Genomic DNA, 17,116 nt, shown 5'->3' on the forward strand with positions numbered 1-17,116 from the left:
TAAGCAATCTATTTTTACTTTGAAATGTACATGTAGAACTGAAATCAATTCACTATTTTTAGTGGCAAAAAAGTTTTTTCATTTAAAAACAAGTTAAATCTCATCTCAAAGATTTAAAAATCAAATGACTAAAACAAAAACGTATGGTTAATTTAGTAACAATCAAATAACTAAATTGTTTCCATATCATAAAAGTAGAAATTAATTTATTGATTCACACACCATCCACAATGCAAGAAATAGATAAAGCATTACATATTGCTACGCAAATTGCCACTGAATATCAACATGAAAATTATGGAGCTGCTCATCTCATAAAATCTGTTTTACATAAAGACTTTGCACTAATGCGTTTCTTATTTAATAATGACATAGATGTTCATTTTATTGATGAATGGGCAGATGTTCATTTAGAAAGTTATCCAAAGCGATCGCATCACCATAAAGATATCACTGCCGATACTTATGCAAATACTATTTTAGAAGAGGCTGAGGATGTAAAGTTAAAACTTAATAAGGACGAAGTAGATTTGTTATGCATTTTTATTGCTGCTATTACTCCAGGTGTGGGGTTTAGTTTTGATCAATTAAAATCTCTTCCGGTTTCGCATTCGCAATTAACCGCAACTCTTAGTAGTCAAAAACCTGTATCGAAACTTAAGAATTCAAAAAATGAAAATTCCTCATTAGGAAATGAAAATTTAAGTAAGTTCACAACGAATAAAGTTACAGAGGCTACAGAAGGTAAATATGATTTTATTATCGGTAGAGATCGGGAATTAAAACAGATTTCTGAAATCTTAAACCGAAAGTCAAAACCCCATGTCATTATATTAGGTGAATCAGGTGTTGGAAAGACTGCACTTATAGAATACTTTTCTGCCGCTATACATAATAAAAATATTGTGAGTAGTCTTCAAGAAGCTTCTATTTTTGAAATTAATACCGCTTCATTATTATCTGGAGCCTCTTATAAAGGTGAAATTGAAGATCGAATACAAAATATCTTTAAAGAAGCTAGAGCCTATGAAAAGCCTATTATCTTTATTGATGATTTTCATACGCTTCTCGAAGATAAATCTTCTAATAAAAGTATAGCCAATAGCATTAAATCTGAACTTAATGCAGGTGCTGTTACACTAATCGCAGCAACTACCTCTGAAAATTACAGAAAATTAATTGCTGTAGACGGCGCTTTGGAAAGAAGAATGGAAGCCATTCATATCGAAGAACCTAATGATGAGTTAGCCTATAGGATTTTAAAAAATAATGCTGAGATTTATACAGAGCATCATGACCTTTCAATTTCAGAAGAAGCCATAAAGGAAACAATACGGTTATCTAAACGCTATCTTAAAGAAAAAAGTCTTCCAGATTCGGCAATAGACTTAATCGATAGAACAATGTCTGCTATCAAAGTATCTCAACAATCGTTACCCGGCGATATCGAAGCACTAAAAAAAGAGTTTGAAAGCTTACAAGTGGGATCTGAAAAAAAATCTACAGAACAATTAATTGAAGAAATAGATTGGTTCTTTATATCATTAACCAATAAAATAAGTCCAATTGTATTGGATCAATATCTAGACGAAAACCCTCTTGATCATAAAAGCTTAGATAAAAAGAAAGAAAGTATTATTGCCGTATTAAAAAAGATTAAAATACATGCCGAAAAAGATAAAAATGAAGTAACTGAAGAAGATCTTGCCGCTATGGTATCAACTATAACTGGGATTCCAGCAGGAAAAGTACAGACTCAAGAAAGAGAGCGTTTGCTTGAAATGGAAGATACCTTAAGAAAACGAGTGATCGGACAAGATATCGCAATCAAAACAGTTGCTGATGCTATAGTTGAATCAAGATCTGGATTATCCAAACCCGGACAACCCATAGGTTCTTTCTTTTTCTCTGGTCCAACAGGAACAGGAAAAACTGAACTTGCAAAATCGTTAGCAGAATTTTTGTTTAATGATGAACATGCAATTATACGCTTTGATATGTCAGAGTTTAAAGAAGAACATTCTGCTGCATTATTATATGGCGCGCCTCCGGGTTATGTAGGGTATGAAGAAGGTGGTGTACTGGTAAACAAAATAAGAGAAAAACCATATTCGATTGTTCTTTTTGATGAAATCGAAAAAGCGCATCAGTCAGTTTTTGATGTTTTCTTACAGATATTAGACGAAGGAAAACTAAATGACCGTCTCGGAAAAGAAGGGGATTTTTCTAATGCTGTGATTTTATTTACTTCTAATATTGGTTCTGACTTCATTTCAAAGACTATGGAAAAAGGAGAAGTACCAACATCTAATCAACTTACCGAGATTATGGCCGATTATTTCCGTCCTGAATTCCTGGGGCGTATTACAGAGATTGTTCCATTTGCCCCTATTTCTGAAAAAATAGCTGTTTCTATATTTAACCTTCATTTAAAGAAAGAATTACTTAATATGGCAGAACGTCTAGGCATAACCTTAAGTATAGATGAAGAAACAAGAAAACATCTTGCGCTTAATGGATTTTCTCCAACATATGGTGTTCGCCCGTTAAAAGGAGTAATACGAAACCAATTAAAAAGACCACTAGCTAAAATGATTATTTCTGATGCTATTAAACCACCACAGACAGTACAAGTAAAACTTAAAAATGAAACGATAACTTTCGTTCCCGAAGACTAGTATGCCAATAAAGTATTTGCTAATTTATAATTTGTTTTTTCTAAGTACACACATAACAACGTATACTTGAAAGAAAAAACCGATTGATTATGATAAAATACAACAAATCATGTTTTAGTTTTTTTACACACTACAAACACCTAATAAACAAATAAGTATATTAAATTAAGGTTGCTTAAATTTATAAATATCAAGAACATTACCTTGTAACACATTACCCTTTTTTGTAAATTTAAAAAGCAAAAGTAAATCCTCTAATCAAGGATTTATTTTTGTTTTATATCTATAATTTTAAAAAGTAATATGGTGATGTTGCGGCAAACTCAATATACATACTCTATAGAAAAGTTCAGACGATATCTTATTCTATAGCTGTCTAAAAAGAGATAATAATATTAATAATTTACCAAAAAGTTGAATACTACTTATATCATACCTACGTTTATTTTAACAGAAGGTTCTGGGTATAAACAGATAAAGTGTTCTATATTCATATAATCATTTCAAGTATATTGGGAATTACAACGCATACGGAAGACATTTTTCTTAATTTTTAAGCATCTTTATATATGGCTACAAATACAAACGTACAAATCTATATAGGAAATAAATCTATACCTGTATTTAAAAGCTTAGTACTAAATCAAGAAATAGATGCGCATCATGATTTTGAACTCATCTGCAGAAAAGACGTTTTAGAAAATACTACTTCAGAATTTTCTGGTGAAAGCATTAATTTTCTCGGAGAAATTTTCTTGTTACAAATTGAATCCGTCAATGGGTTTTCTGACAATGAAATCTTAGAATTTAAAGGTATTGTAACCTCTATAAATACCGTAAAAGGATTTTATCAAAAAACAGGAGATCTAATACACATTCTAGGAAAAAGTTCTAGTATTATTACCGATGATGGTCCACATTACGCATCTCATCAAGAGATTGATCTTTCTGAAATTTTAGAAAAAACTTTTCAAGGATATAATCAAAAGGCATTACAATTTCAATTTTCGCCAAAAAAATTAGCTCCAATACACTATAGTGTACAGCAAGAAGAAAGTTCTTTTGAATATGCAAGTAGATTGGCAGCTCAGCATGGAGAATGGTTTTACTATAATGGGACTCAATTAATTTTCGGAAAACCAGAACAAAAAGATCCAGTTACCCTAAAATACGGTTATGATCTCTTAGAATTATCAACGCATTTAGAAACGATCCCTAACAGCTTCAAATATTTCACTAATGACTATTTAAATGACACTTTTCACGAGGTCAAAACAAAAGAAATAACTTCTAACATTAAGGGTTTAAATACTATCGTTAGCAAAAAAAGTGCGCAATTATATCATAAAGAAACACAGGTTTTTGTGCGGGCTCATGATGACCCCCAAATGAAATCAAGAATTGATGAGCAAGTATATCAACAAAAGCAAGCTGCCGAGATCAATCAAGTAAAAGTAAAAGGAAGAAGTAGTAACCCGGCTATTCATATCGGTAGTATCGTACAGATAGAGGGAGAAGTATCCTCTTACGGTAATTACAGAATTACTAAAGTAACGCATACTTGTAAAGAAAATGGTAGGTATGAAAACATATTCGAAGGAGTTACAGCCAGTATAGATGCATACCCAAAGACCTCGTTAGAGGCATTTCCTAAAAGCAAATCACAAACAGCAGTGGTTGTAGACAATGTTGACCCAGAAGGAATGGGGCGTGTAAAAATTCAATATGCATGGCAAAAAGAATCAGGAGAAACGTCTCCTTGGATACGACAGGCGAGTCTTGCAGGAGGACCAGGACAAGGAATGTACTTTGTGCCAGAAAAAGGAGATGAAGTTATTGTAGGCCATGAAGGAGGAAATGCAGAATCACCTATTGTACAAGGAAGTGTAACCAACGCGTCATCTGTACCAGAGAGTTTTAAAAGTGGTAACAACCATTTAAAAGCTATAAAAACAAGAAGTGGAAATCAAGTAACGCTTAATGATGCCGATGGAAGTGTCACTATAGCCGACCCTAGTGGTAATACTATAATTATGGGAGGTAATGGAGAGATTACTATCAATGCCCCTAATAAGATTACCTTCTCCTCTACCAATATTGCGATTGAAGCTAGTAATAATGTTACTGTTAATGCAGGAAGTAATATTGATGCGAGTGCAAGTAGTAATATGAGTATAAGCGCAGGGAGTAATTTTAGTGCAAAAGGAGGTTCTAAAGCTTCTTTAAAAGGGAAAACAACTTCTATATCAGGTAAACGGATTTCTATTACAGCTTCGATAATGGCAAATATACAAGCTGGAGCTGCATTAACTTTAGCTGGATTAACGATAGGTATAGCGGCTGCGGCTGCGGCTAAGGTTTTTGGACGAAAAGTGTTTATAAACGGTGATAGAGTAGAAATTAATAAGTAATTAGCTTTTTAATCGTATGCTAATATGGTAGTACAAGAAAAGGTTTTAAAAGACCGAAATAGAAATACAGTTTTTTATGACATTGAAACTTCTACTTCTGTCAAGTCCTTAGAAGAAATTAGAGAAAATACATTAAACTCTAAAGTTTCTAAACGCTTTATTGATAAGAATGATTTTGGCTACTTATATGAAGTCAATATTCTTAAAAAAAGTCAATCGAACAATCAAGGTTTTAATGAGATGGAAGAGTATTTATCTAGGCTTCAAAAAAACTTATTGATTTATACCAATGATACTGGGTCAATTACATCAATACCCAATATAGGCGAAATAAGAGAACTCTGGGAAGATTGTAAATTCGAATTTAAGAAAGAATTTAAAAATATTCATGATATTCATAATATCGTCGAAAGGATGGATAATATAATGAAATCAAAGAGAGGTTTTCTAGAGGTTTTTTTGCAGTCAGAGATTGGAACACTACTTTTTCCTGGGTTCTATTCAAGGACACTCCAAAACGACAAAGCATTACTTCAACGAAAATTTTTTCAAAATTTCTTTGGTGCATACACCTTACCAATTTTATTGGAAACTCAGATAATCATGCCCGATAATATTAAAAATAAACTAATAAAAGTAGTTAGAACAGGTTCTATTGAATGGCAATTTTTTGAAGAAGAGGAGGTGAAATCTTTTTTTAGAGAAATTTTAGAAGATTATCCTTATATAAATAGGTTCGATGCTTTTTATTCCGAATTATATGATATTAATAATAAACATCAAATTACTAATGCTCTTCAACTCTTATATGTTAAAGTAGGTGATATTTATTCTATTGACAGAAAAACCACTATGATCTTACAAGAATAACGACTATGGGTATAAAGAAAACCGTTCCAAAAAACATTAAGTTAACTTGTCAATTTGGGAATACGAAAGCTTCATTAATAGTAGACAACCCTAAAACCACGATCAAAGGATTAGATCTTGGTACAGAGGCCGATATGAATATCACAAGTTTTGGTACATGTAGTCGTCCTGGTATGGCACCTTGTCCTTGCGTGCCAGAACCAAAGACGTGGGTTAATTTATCAGACCCAAGTATAGTTTGTTCAGGTAAACGATTATTAACACATGAAAGTGAACTTTTTTGTGCCAAAGGACCTATTTTTATAAGTATAGATCTTACACCTCCTAATGAATCTCATGATAAACCTAATGCAGTAGACAATTTAAAAAGTAAATGGAATAGTTTTACTGATAAACTTACTGCTCCTATAGAAAATGCAAGCAAAGCAGTATCCGATAAAGTTTCAGGTGCATTTGACGCAGTTAAAGAAAAAAGTGGTGAATTACTTGATTCTGCCCGCTTAGCAACTACGGATCTAATGGAGGACACTGCTGAATTTGCCGGTAAAGTTTCAGATGCATATGTCGAAAACGTTCATATACCTCTTGGGGACCATATGGGTAAAATGGGTGAAGGAGGAAAAGCAATGGCCGAGGATTTTGTAAATTTTGCAGATAGAAATGGTTGGGGAAATGGAGCTGAAGCAATTGTAGATGCTGGTGCTAATCTAAGAACTGTAGGATATTATTTTGCCGAAAGTGCAGCAGATACAGTAATAGGAGTTAAAGATTTAGCTGTAGGGGTTGTAAAAACAACCGCACACTATGGTCTTAATCCTGAAGACATCATTACCGATGCAAAATCAGGAGCGCAATTTGTAATGCATAATGGAAAAAAAGTAATGGTAGAGTCCTATCGACGATCTGCTATGAATGCTGCCTTGAATAACGAAGATTGGCAAGCCGCAATGAACCATGATGCAGAACTTTTGGGGTTAGCAAAAGATGGTGTTGTTAATTGGTTCAAAAATGCTACCGCCGAGGATTATCAAAAGTTAGCCGGTAAAGGTGCCTTTACACTATTAACAATGTTTGGTGGTGCTGGAGGAGCTAAAATAGCACAAGCCAAACAAAAATATGATGCTGCAAAAGCAACAATGGCTAATGTTGACAATACGGCAGAGATTGGATCTAATGCTTTAAATGCTGCAAAAAATGTTGGACAAAAAAAAGGTAATGGAGATACAGTATTAAAGGGAAGTCAAAAAACACCAGAACAAATCAATGCAGAAAAGCAGAAGATATTAGATAAAAATGAAAAAGAGCAAAAAGAAAAATTAGCAGCTGTTAAACGGATGAAACAAATAAAAGCTGAACCTTTTAATCGTAATGCAAAACATGATCCCGTAGAATTTGAAAGACAGCTTAAAGGTCAAGAAGAAGGTATGAACAAATTGACTGTTGATGAATTTATTAAAAACAGAGATGCTTATCTCGAAAGAGCTAAAAACGGTAAAACAGGAAGATCAACAGAAGGTAGCGCAGCTCAAGAACGTTATAGAGAACAAGCGCGTCAAGAAAAAATAAAGGAATATAGAAGCCAAGGGTATACCAAGTCAGAAGCGAAAAAAAGTGCTGATAAGTATATGTCTGATAAAGACGCTCTGCACGACCCTGACCAAGTTGCAGGTGGTTTTGGACACAACGTTACGGGCATGGGACATAGCGGCGTAAACCGAAGCCTAGGAAAACAATGGAGCACAAGAATCGACCCTATTGATAAAGAGATAAGAAAACAGGCCAAGAATATGACACAAGCCGAACGGGAATCTACCTATTTAAATATAGTTTTACCCGGGGGGTAATAGATAAATTAGTAATTTTAGAAAAAAAACAATGTTAGATTTACTCTTAGAAAAATATCCCGAGTACACCATTATACAAAAACCAGAATCAGATTTTATTGCAAAATATAAAGAGACGCTACCAGAAAAAATATTACAATTGTGGTCGAACTATGGCTTTGGCAATTATATGAATGGTTATCTTAAAGTAGTCAATCCAGAAGAATATGAATCAACATTACTAGACTCATATAACCCTGTATACAAAAGCTCTACAGTATTGTTTGCTACAGGAATGGGAGATTTAATTGTATGGGAAAACGATTATCTTGTGCTAATTAATTATAGATATAATAAATCAAAAGCCATAGAATCGGGATTTAATTATTTTTTAGATGATTTATTGGATAATGAATCTCTAGAGGAAGATTTATTATGGAAACCATTTGAAGAAGCAAGAGAAAGATTAGGTCCACTCGCATATGACGAATGTTATGGTTATGTTCCCTTATTAGCTTTAGGTGGCGCAGAAAAAGCCGAAAATATGCAAAAAGTAAAAATAAAAGAGCATATTGCTATTATTAGTCAATTAGCGGGCAAAATATAATAGTAAAAAAATAAAATCAACAGTAACGAATGGCGAATAGAAGCATATAAAAAAATGAAAACCTATTATAACGATACACTTAGAAAAGTAACTTTTGAAAATAAATCAGTAGATGTCTTAGGTGCTACAGATTATTTTAAGGTATTATCAGATCATAAGGAATCATATATAGGTTTTATTGATGTATATGATGATGTTACTATTTTTAAATGGATTTCGAAAGATAAGTGGTTGATTGATCATCCTGTAGTTCCTGAAACATTGCATCGTCAACGATATGCCACTGCAACAGAGTGTATAGTTTTTATAGAAAAAGTCTATAAAGAATATGATGTTTCAGGTTTTAATGGGTTTGAAGAAGTGCCTGTAGAAGAATTTACTCTTGACGAAATGTTAGTTTTTAAAGCAGAGGATGAAGCCTTATTACGAGAAGAAGAGCTGCCTACAGAAATGTCTCCTATTTCTGAACCAATTAAACAACAAAAACAATTCTCTACTCAACCCAAGAAAAATCAAAAACAATCTTTTGTTATCGGTAAACAACTAGGATCTAAAAAAAGCCCCTCGTCTCCCACTCCTATTGACTCTAAACCGATACATGCTAATTCAAAAAAAACAAAACCGTCTGATGATACTAGTTTTTTTCAGCTTTAGAATTCTTTCTTTTAATGATTTATTGCCCTAATCAAAATAAATTATAACAATTTAATCAGTTTTATGTATTAAAATAGCGTATTGTAACGTTTATAAAGTTCAGGGAATTACTTTTTAAACATTAAAACATTTTTATGAGCATCAAAAGCATTTATTATAATGATTTTTATATATTTAACCCCGTTTTTGGAAACCACTATTCTACCCTACTAGTTTTTAAAAAAAGCGTATACCAGCGTTGTGAGCTCGTATACTAATTACAACTATTTTAAGTCAATTAATTTTCACTTATTTGATTCACACAAAATAAAAAAAGCACTTAAATGACAAGATTTTTTTACTCACTTTTATGTATTAGTATTTTTTGTTCAGGTTGGTCTCAGAATGCTTCCGTAAAAGGAAATGTAATCGATAGCAAAACCAGAGAACCTGTTGCAGATGCACTCGTAATGATTGAAGGTACCGAGACACTTCAAAAAACCAATGTTCTGGGGGAGTTTTTACTAGATGAAAATGTTCCGATAGATAAAATAGCAATAACCATTACAAAAGATGGGTATAAGCTAAGAAGATTTAAGGTTCAAATTGTAGAGAATAAAGCTGCAACTATAAAGGATATAAATCTATTTCTTGAAAAACCAGGGGCTTCTAAAAAAGGGAAAAAAGAAAAAATAACATTCTCTGGCACGGCACTTACAGGAATTATTACAGATAGACAATCAGGAGAAGTAATCTCTGAAGCACGAGTAAGTATTGTAGGAACTTTTAAGACTACAAAAACAGATAGTGAAGGACGTTTTGCATTTGCTAGTAATGTACCTCCTGGGCCAAGATTGATTGAAGTCTCTAAAGATGGGTATGGCTCTAAAACTTATGATGTATTTATTGCCAATGGAAAAGTAGCAAATATCGATGGGATAACTTTAGGTAACGATATATATGATATTGAGAACTTACAAATCAACACCTTTTCTGAAGACCAATTACTAGCAGAAAATGAAGCGATTCGCAACGGTTCAAGATTTTATCAATCGTCTAATGATATCTTCTTAAAAACAGCTGCATACCAGTTTAGTTCATCTTTTTTTAATGTTAGAGGACAAGACGCTTCTTCTGGAGAAGTTCTTATTAACGGTGTTTCGTATAACAATGTTTTTGATGGTGCTCCAGAATGGAATACCCTAGGCGGATTAGAAGAAGTTACTCAAAATACAATGCTAAACTATGGATTAACGGCATCAAAATATGCCATTGGTGGAACTTTAGGAAGTCTAAACATTAACACTAGAGCTTCTCAATATCGTAAAGGTGGGAAATTATCATATTTTTCTTCAAATAGACGTTTCTCACATGGCGTAAATGCTACATATGCCACCGGAATGACAGAAAAAGGATATGCAATTGCAGTTTCTGCAACAAAACGAACAGCTTTTGATGAAGGTTATTTTGATGGTACTCCTTATGATTCTAATTCGTTTTTCATTAGTGCAGAAAACAAAATAGATGGAAGTAACACCATTAATTTTACTGCATTTTTTACACCAACCGAACGAAGCGGAAGATCTGCAAACACTCGTGAAGTTTTTGGGCTTAAAGGTAATAGGTACAATAGCTTTTGGGGATTACAGAGTGGAGAGATTAGAAATGCCAGAAAACAAAACGTATCACAACCTCTTTTAATGTTAAGTCATTATTTAAATGCAGGAACCAATCTAAAATTATCAACAAACCTGGCTTATAGTTTTGGTACTAAAAGAAGAAGTCGTATCGATTTTCAAGGAGCAAATATAAATAATACAGGCGCTATTATTCCTTCTCCTGGCATAAACCCGGATCCAACACTTATTTCAAGATTACCGAGTTTTTTCCTTCTTGATGCTGATAATCCAGATTTTGAAGGCGCTTTTACTGCGAGAGAAAATTTTCAAAATGACGGACAAATTGATTGGTTCAACCTTTTTGACACTAATAGAAATAGTGGTTTAGAAAACGCTATCTACGCATTATACGAGGATGTTCAAAAACAATCTAATCTCACCATTAATACTATTGCCAATATTACTGTTAATCAAGAATTAACCATAAACGGTACATTAAGATATTCGCGACATACACTGAATAATTTTGCCGAAATTAAAAGTCTATTGGGCGGTCAAGGATATCTGGATGTAAACACTTCAGAAGGAACAGGAAATAGTATACAGTCGGATTTACAAAATATTAATCGAATTGTAAGAGAAGATGATGAATTTAGATACAACTATGACCTCAACAAAAGTACTTTTCAATCTTTTGTACAAGGAGTATATAAAACAGAACAGTTTAGTGGTTTTCTAGGCGTAGATGTATCTTACTCTAAAAATCAAAGAGAAGGGAAATTTCAAAATGGTGCCTCTCCTAATTTATCTTTAGGGCCTGGTGAAAATTATAATTTTTTAGACCTGGGAGTAAAAGGAGGATTAACGTATAAGATAAACCCTATACAAAAAGTAAGTTTATCTGGACTATATACATCAAACGCCCCAGAATTAAATACTATATTTCTTAATGCAAGAGAAAGTGATAACCCAAGAATGCTTCAGGGGTCTATTGCCAACAATGATTTAGTAATAGGGTCTGAACTTATTGACATTAATAAAGCTAATACCATAGCCATTGAAGGTCGATATGAATTTAACAACTCTTTTCTAAAGGCAAACGTTTCGGCATTCTATACCACAGTATCCGATGCTAGTACAAATAATTTGTTTGAAGGAAACACCATTAACACTACTTCTTCATCATCTATCCAAGAAGTACTAACAGGTATTGATACAAGGTCTATGGGTGTCGAGGTAGGAATACTTTATAAGGTACTGCAAACATTAAGTGTAAAAGGTGCGGTTGCCATTGGTGACTATACGTATACAAACAACCCGCAATTACAATATGTAATTTCAGAAACTAATGTTGTTGATTTAGGCGAAACTTTTTTAGAAGGACTTAATTTTAATAATGCCCCTTCCAATGTTTATTCCTTAGGATTTGAATATCGAGCCCCTGATCAATGGTGGTTTGATGCAACTGCTAATTATTTTTCTAATCAATACATTGCTATTAACCCATATTTTAGAACACAAGACTTCTTTTTGGATACTGATGGTATTGTCTTTGAAAATTTTGATACTGAAAGTGCTAAATCACTCTTAAAACAACAACAACTTGATGATTACCTAATGATTAATTTATCCGGTGGAAAAAACTGGGATATTAATGATAATGGTACTTATATCGGTTTTAAGCTAGGTATAAACAATATATTAGGAGAAAATCACGATATAAGAGGATATGAACCTACAGGACAGTTAAAATACAATACTCGCTTAGAAGATTCGCAACGTGAACGACCAATATATGGAAATCGATTTTGGAAAGGATACGGAGCCACATACTTCGCTAACATTTATTTTAGATTTTAAAAACACACAAATAAAAAACGCTTCATTATGAATAAATATTTTTTAAAACTCTTACCTCTACTAGGTATTCTGATCATTACCGTATTTTCGTGTAAAAATGATGAGGATATAACCATCCCAGATACTGGTATTGTGACACCACCGGATCTAGAACCTAATGTTGACCTAACTTTTGTAAAAAACCTGGACGACGGAACAATTATTGATTTTAACACCGTTCAAAACAATGGTGAACTTATTACTTCAGGTTTTATAATCTCTAGTGATGTTGCTGATAATATTAATAACCAAATATACATACAAGATAAGGCTGACAATGCAGAGAGCGGTGTTGTAATAGACGTTGCTTTAAACGATATTTATCTCACTCATGCGATCGGGAGAAATATTATCCTTAAGCTTAATGGCTTGGGAATGCAAAAAATTGACAATGCATTACACATAGGAGTATTAGAAAATGGAACCCTAAGTCCTATGGACAGTGATGATTTTAAAGAATTTGTTTTTCGTACTAGCACATTAGAAACTATCGTACCTAAAAAGTTAACTATTAATGAAATTCTACAAGCATCAGAATCAACAGATGAAGATGATGATATCTCTACTATCTTAGTAAGTATTGATGAAGTACAGATAGTAAATGATGAACTAAGTTCTTCCTATGCTAATCCAGATAATAATGAGACAGTATTAAGAACGCTTATAGGTTGTACTGATAATAAAAACATAGTACTACAAAATAGTGGTTTATCTAATTTTAAAGCCCTTCCCTTCCCTACTGAAAAAGGAACAATAACAGGAATTCTTACTAAGGATGTCTTAACCATCAGAGATACCGATGATGTAAACTTCACAGAATCTCGTTGCGGTACTGGGCTAGAAACTACAACAAACATAACTATTGCTGATGTTGTTGCAGAAGCAGATGGAACTAATCTTGTAAAATTTGATGATGTTACTTTTGCTACTGTACAATCTGGAGATGATCCGGTATTTACTGGTTATGCCATTTCTAGTGATGCAGAAAAGAATATTGTTAATGAGTTATACTTACAAGCAAGTCCAGAAAATCCAGATGCTGGAATTATAATTGACTTTGCTGCGGTTAATCTTTTTGAAACGTATCCTATTGGGCAAAAAGTAAGTGTAAACCTAAGCGGATTAGGGATGCAAATGGTAAATGGTAATTTACATATTGGAAAACTGAATACTGCAGAGGATGCTATAGAGCCAATTACACCATCTCAAACTACTTTTAATGAAGTAGTTGCTCCGTCAGATGATCCAGCGTTTACAATAGTTCCTACTACAGTTACTATAGAACAAATTGAAGCTGGCACTTTTATCCCACTTACATTAGTACAACTAGTAGATATGCAAATCGCAGCCGATAATCAAGGACAAACTTTTGACGGTGATAAAGAATTACTTAATTGTACTACCAAAACAAAAGTTACGCTAAGAAATAATGCTACTGCCAATTTTGCATCAGAAACATTACCAAATCAACAAGGGGTTGTTACAGCTATTATTGCTCAAGACCCAAGTATACCTTACTTGGTGATAAGAGAAACGACAGACCTTAACTTCACTGCGGCTCTTTGTCAAGAAAAAGAAATTTTGATCGATGAAGATTTTCAAGGCATAGATACGGGAGATATCGGATTTGATATCGCACTAGATGGATGGGTAAATGCCAATAGTAATTCTAACATTTTTATTAGATGGACAAGTAATAACAATAGTGATAATATTTTTGCTGAAATCCTAAATGGAGGTCCCACAGATCAATATAATGCTTGGTTGATTACTCCAGAACTTACTATAGTAACCGAAAGAACACTTACGCTTTCGTTTGACATTAATGTTAATGATAGAAATAGTGACAATCTAGAAGTACTTATTGTAGGACTAAATGGTAATGTTATCACCGAACAAACTATTATAAATGATATTGTTCCCCAAAACAATACAAGCGGATTTACTCCTATTGAGACAACTATTACCATACCCGATGGTCAAGATACCTTTAGAATAGGGTTTAGATACAGAAAAAGTTCTGGAACTCCTTCTACAACCGAATATCAGATTGATAATCTTAAGATCGTAGAGCAGTAAAGTACTGATACAAATCTCCCCCATGTGTAAACTTGGGGGAGACTTGTTATAACCATCAACCTATGTATAAAACCAACATCTAAATGTCTTTTAAAGCAGTACTCTATATCGAAAATCAAGAACGTATACTCATTAACAGTGAGTTGGTCTATTCTCAATTGGCAGATATTAATGGTAGACCCACACAATTACCAATGGGTGAGCCACTACATCTTGTATTTCCTTCTAATGCACAAGACGAGCTGTTTTATGAATATATGTTTGCACCAAATCGTATGTGTAAAGGTTATATTCGTGTTTTTAAACGTGATGGCTTGCAAAAAGATTTTGATATTGAATTTGCTAACGCACATATTATTGGATTAAAAGAACACTTTTCATCTACTGGCAAGGAACCAATGAGCATGGCACTTACAATTTCTTACGGAATTAGTAGAGTTAAAGGAGTTATTCATGAAAAAAAATGGAATCCTAGTAATCCGTTTAAAATATCCAGTGCTACTCCAATACAACGAAAAACAACACTAGAACCTACTGTAGAAGATGGATATTTTACAACACTAAAAGGAGATAGAATTCCTAAAAGTGAGTTAAAAACAGGTATCGAAGTGTATTATGTGCTAGAGACTCAAAATGCTATAGGAGAATTTATAGACCTTGACCTTGCTGATGCCGAAAATGATTTTAAATATAATGGTGAGATAGTACCTAATGATGTTCTAGAAGATCTACAAATTACCGGCAATAGCCAAAAAATAAAATTAGAAGTAATCAGACAACAAAACTAAGCTATGCCTATTGTAAGTTTTAAAAAGTATCCTCATGTTACCCTAACTACTCCTCCATTAAAAATCTTACGGCCCAAGATTAACAATGCTTATTTTGCAGAAGCCAAAATCGAAGATGTAGAAGTAACTAGTACTACAAAAAAGAAACCCGAAATTTATACCGTTAAAAGTGGTGATACGCTAGGTAAAATTGCTACAAAAAAAGGAGTTACTATAGCCGACATTATAAATAGTGATACGCAAATTACTGAAGCTAATAAAAATGATATCACCATAGGGCAAAAAATTACTTTACCCACTAATGTTGCCTCTAAAGAGACTAAACAAAAAATCACTTTCACTAAAACTAATACAGGTACTATAGGCAGTGATCTATACGTTATTGTAGAAACAGAAGATTTTCAAGGTTACAATGTGAGTATTAATATCAAACAAGGTAAAGAAAAAGGGATCGAGGAGCAAGACAAAGCAATCATGCTTAAAGATGATCAGGGTGCATATAATACCAAAGTCATTACTGCTGTTGGTGGGATGTGTGACACCGAGTATACCAACAAAGATGACTTTGCCGATATGGCTATTTTTAAAATAGTAATTGATAGTAGTGATGATACCAAGAAAAAAGCATGGACTGATGCATTAGAAAAAGCTAAAGATAAAAAAACATCCTTATATATTCTGGCAGATGCCCATACTCTCGATGGTCAAGAAGAAATGAATATTAATTACTTTGGCGATACCGAAGAAGGCGAAATACGAGGCGAAAAAATAACAAATCGTTGGTTAGATGTAGATGGAAGTTGGTTTGAGGTGAAGAATGGGTGTAAATTTCCAATAACGCCTGAGCAATTATTAGAAATTTTTCCTGAGTCTACAAAAAATAGAAGAGAAGAAGTAGCTAAAGCTATTAACACATACAGTGATGAATTTGAAATCCATAATCTTGATCGAATGTCACATTTTCTTGGTCAAATAGGAACAGAGACTGGACAGCTAAAAGCTTTACAAGAAAATTATAATTATTCTGCAAAAAATATTTATAATACTTTTTTGAGAAATGTATTAGTTGATCATCCTACAAAAGATGATAAATATACATTCAAATATCATGACCTTATTGATGGATATGATGTAACTTTAGAATGCGAATATGATAATCCAACAACTAGTAGTCAAAAAAGATATGGTCACAAAAGAGATGCAAATGATCCTATTGAAGTTACAAGGGTCTTATTAAACGGAAAATATGTTGCTTCATGGGATTATAACTCATTTAAAGATTTGTATACTATAAAATCTTCCTATACACAAAGTAAAACACTATTTGATTATGTCTATGGCTGTAGAATGAATAATGGCAAAAAGTCTACAGAAGATGGTTCTGATTATTTTGGGGTTGGTTTTATACATCTTACAGGTAAAGAAAAATATAAAGCATTAGATGATAAATGGAAAGAATTATACCCCAATGACCCAAAGGATTTTATGGGGGATGATATCTCCTTGTTAAAAACAAATGTGGATGTGGCAATTAAAGCCTCTATGATCATCTGGGGGCATGTTCAAAATGGGACTAACAGTAAAGCAGATCAAGGCAATAATGATTCAGCAATAAAGAAGGTTACCAAGGATGTAAATGGAGGTTATAATGGATTAGCTATGCGAAAACAATTTACTAAAAAAGCATATGAAGTTCTAGATTAAAAAAG

General features: G+C 33.1%; 10 protein-coding genes. All 10 read left to right on the top strand.

The features are described 5' to 3' along the window. Nucleotides 1-230: 230 nt before the first annotated feature. The 10 genes from D1816_RS08510 to D1816_RS08555 all read left to right on the top strand — a co-directional run bounded on the left by D1816_RS08510 (nucleotide 231) and on the right by D1816_RS08555 (nucleotide 17,111). Nucleotides 231-2,678, top strand: a complete 2,448-nt coding sequence (locus tag D1816_RS08510; protein ID WP_118502215.1) for an AAA family ATPase — start codon at nucleotides 231-233, stop codon at nucleotides 2,676-2,678. A gap of 569 nt (nucleotides 2,679-3,247) precedes the next feature. Then, nucleotides 3,248-5,089 (top strand): type VI secretion system Vgr family protein, encoded by a 1,842-nt coding sequence (locus D1816_RS08515; protein WP_118502217.1) that lies wholly within the window; start codon nucleotides 3,248-3,250, stop codon nucleotides 5,087-5,089. Nucleotides 5,090-5,113: 24 nt separating this feature from the next. After that, nucleotides 5,114-5,959 carry a hypothetical protein gene (locus tag D1816_RS08520; protein ID WP_118502219.1) on the top strand — a complete coding sequence of 282 codons (846 nt, stop codon included), beginning with the start codon at nucleotides 5,114-5,116 and terminating at the stop codon, nucleotides 5,957-5,959. Nucleotides 5,960-5,964: 5 nt separating this feature from the next. After that, nucleotides 5,965-7,803, top strand: a complete 1,839-nt coding sequence (locus D1816_RS08525; protein WP_118502222.1) for a polymorphic toxin type 15 domain-containing protein — start codon at nucleotides 5,965-5,967, stop codon at nucleotides 7,801-7,803. Nucleotides 7,804-7,834: 31 nt separating this feature from the next. Beyond that, entirely contained in the window at nucleotides 7,835-8,389 is a 555-nt protein-coding gene (locus D1816_RS08530) for a T6SS immunity protein Tdi1 domain-containing protein (protein ID WP_118502224.1), read from the top strand. Nucleotides 8,390-8,443: 54 nt separating this feature from the next. Further along, nucleotides 8,444-9,043 carry a hypothetical protein gene (locus tag D1816_RS08535; RefSeq protein WP_118502227.1) on the top strand — a complete coding sequence of 200 codons (600 nt, stop codon included), beginning with the start codon at nucleotides 8,444-8,446 and terminating at the stop codon, nucleotides 9,041-9,043. A gap of 323 nt (nucleotides 9,044-9,366) precedes the next feature. Continuing rightward, on the top strand, nucleotides 9,367-12,501 hold the full coding sequence (locus tag D1816_RS08540) for a carboxypeptidase regulatory-like domain-containing protein (RefSeq protein WP_118502232.1): 3,135 nt from the start codon (nucleotides 9,367-9,369) through the stop codon (nucleotides 12,499-12,501). A 27-nt stretch (nucleotides 12,502-12,528) separates the two neighbouring features. Next, nucleotides 12,529-14,619, top strand: coding sequence for a DUF5689 domain-containing protein (locus tag D1816_RS08545; RefSeq protein ID WP_118502234.1), 2,091 nt, complete (start codon nucleotides 12,529-12,531; stop codon nucleotides 14,617-14,619). Nucleotides 14,620-14,702: 83 nt separating this feature from the next. Next, nucleotides 14,703-15,407 (top strand): type VI secretion system tube protein TssD, encoded by a 705-nt coding sequence (gene tssD / locus D1816_RS08550; protein ID WP_118502236.1) that lies wholly within the window; start codon nucleotides 14,703-14,705, stop codon nucleotides 15,405-15,407. Between the two features lie 3 nt (nucleotides 15,408-15,410). Next, nucleotides 15,411-17,111, top strand: a complete 1,701-nt coding sequence (locus D1816_RS08555; RefSeq protein ID WP_118502238.1) for a LysM peptidoglycan-binding domain-containing protein — start codon at nucleotides 15,411-15,413, stop codon at nucleotides 17,109-17,111. Nucleotides 17,112-17,116: the final 5 nt, after the last annotated feature.

Origin of the sequence: Aquimarina sp. AD10, assembly GCF_003443715.1 — a bacterium.
In the GTDB taxonomy this organism is placed as follows: domain Bacteria; phylum Bacteroidota; class Bacteroidia; order Flavobacteriales; family Flavobacteriaceae; genus Aquimarina; species Aquimarina aggregata.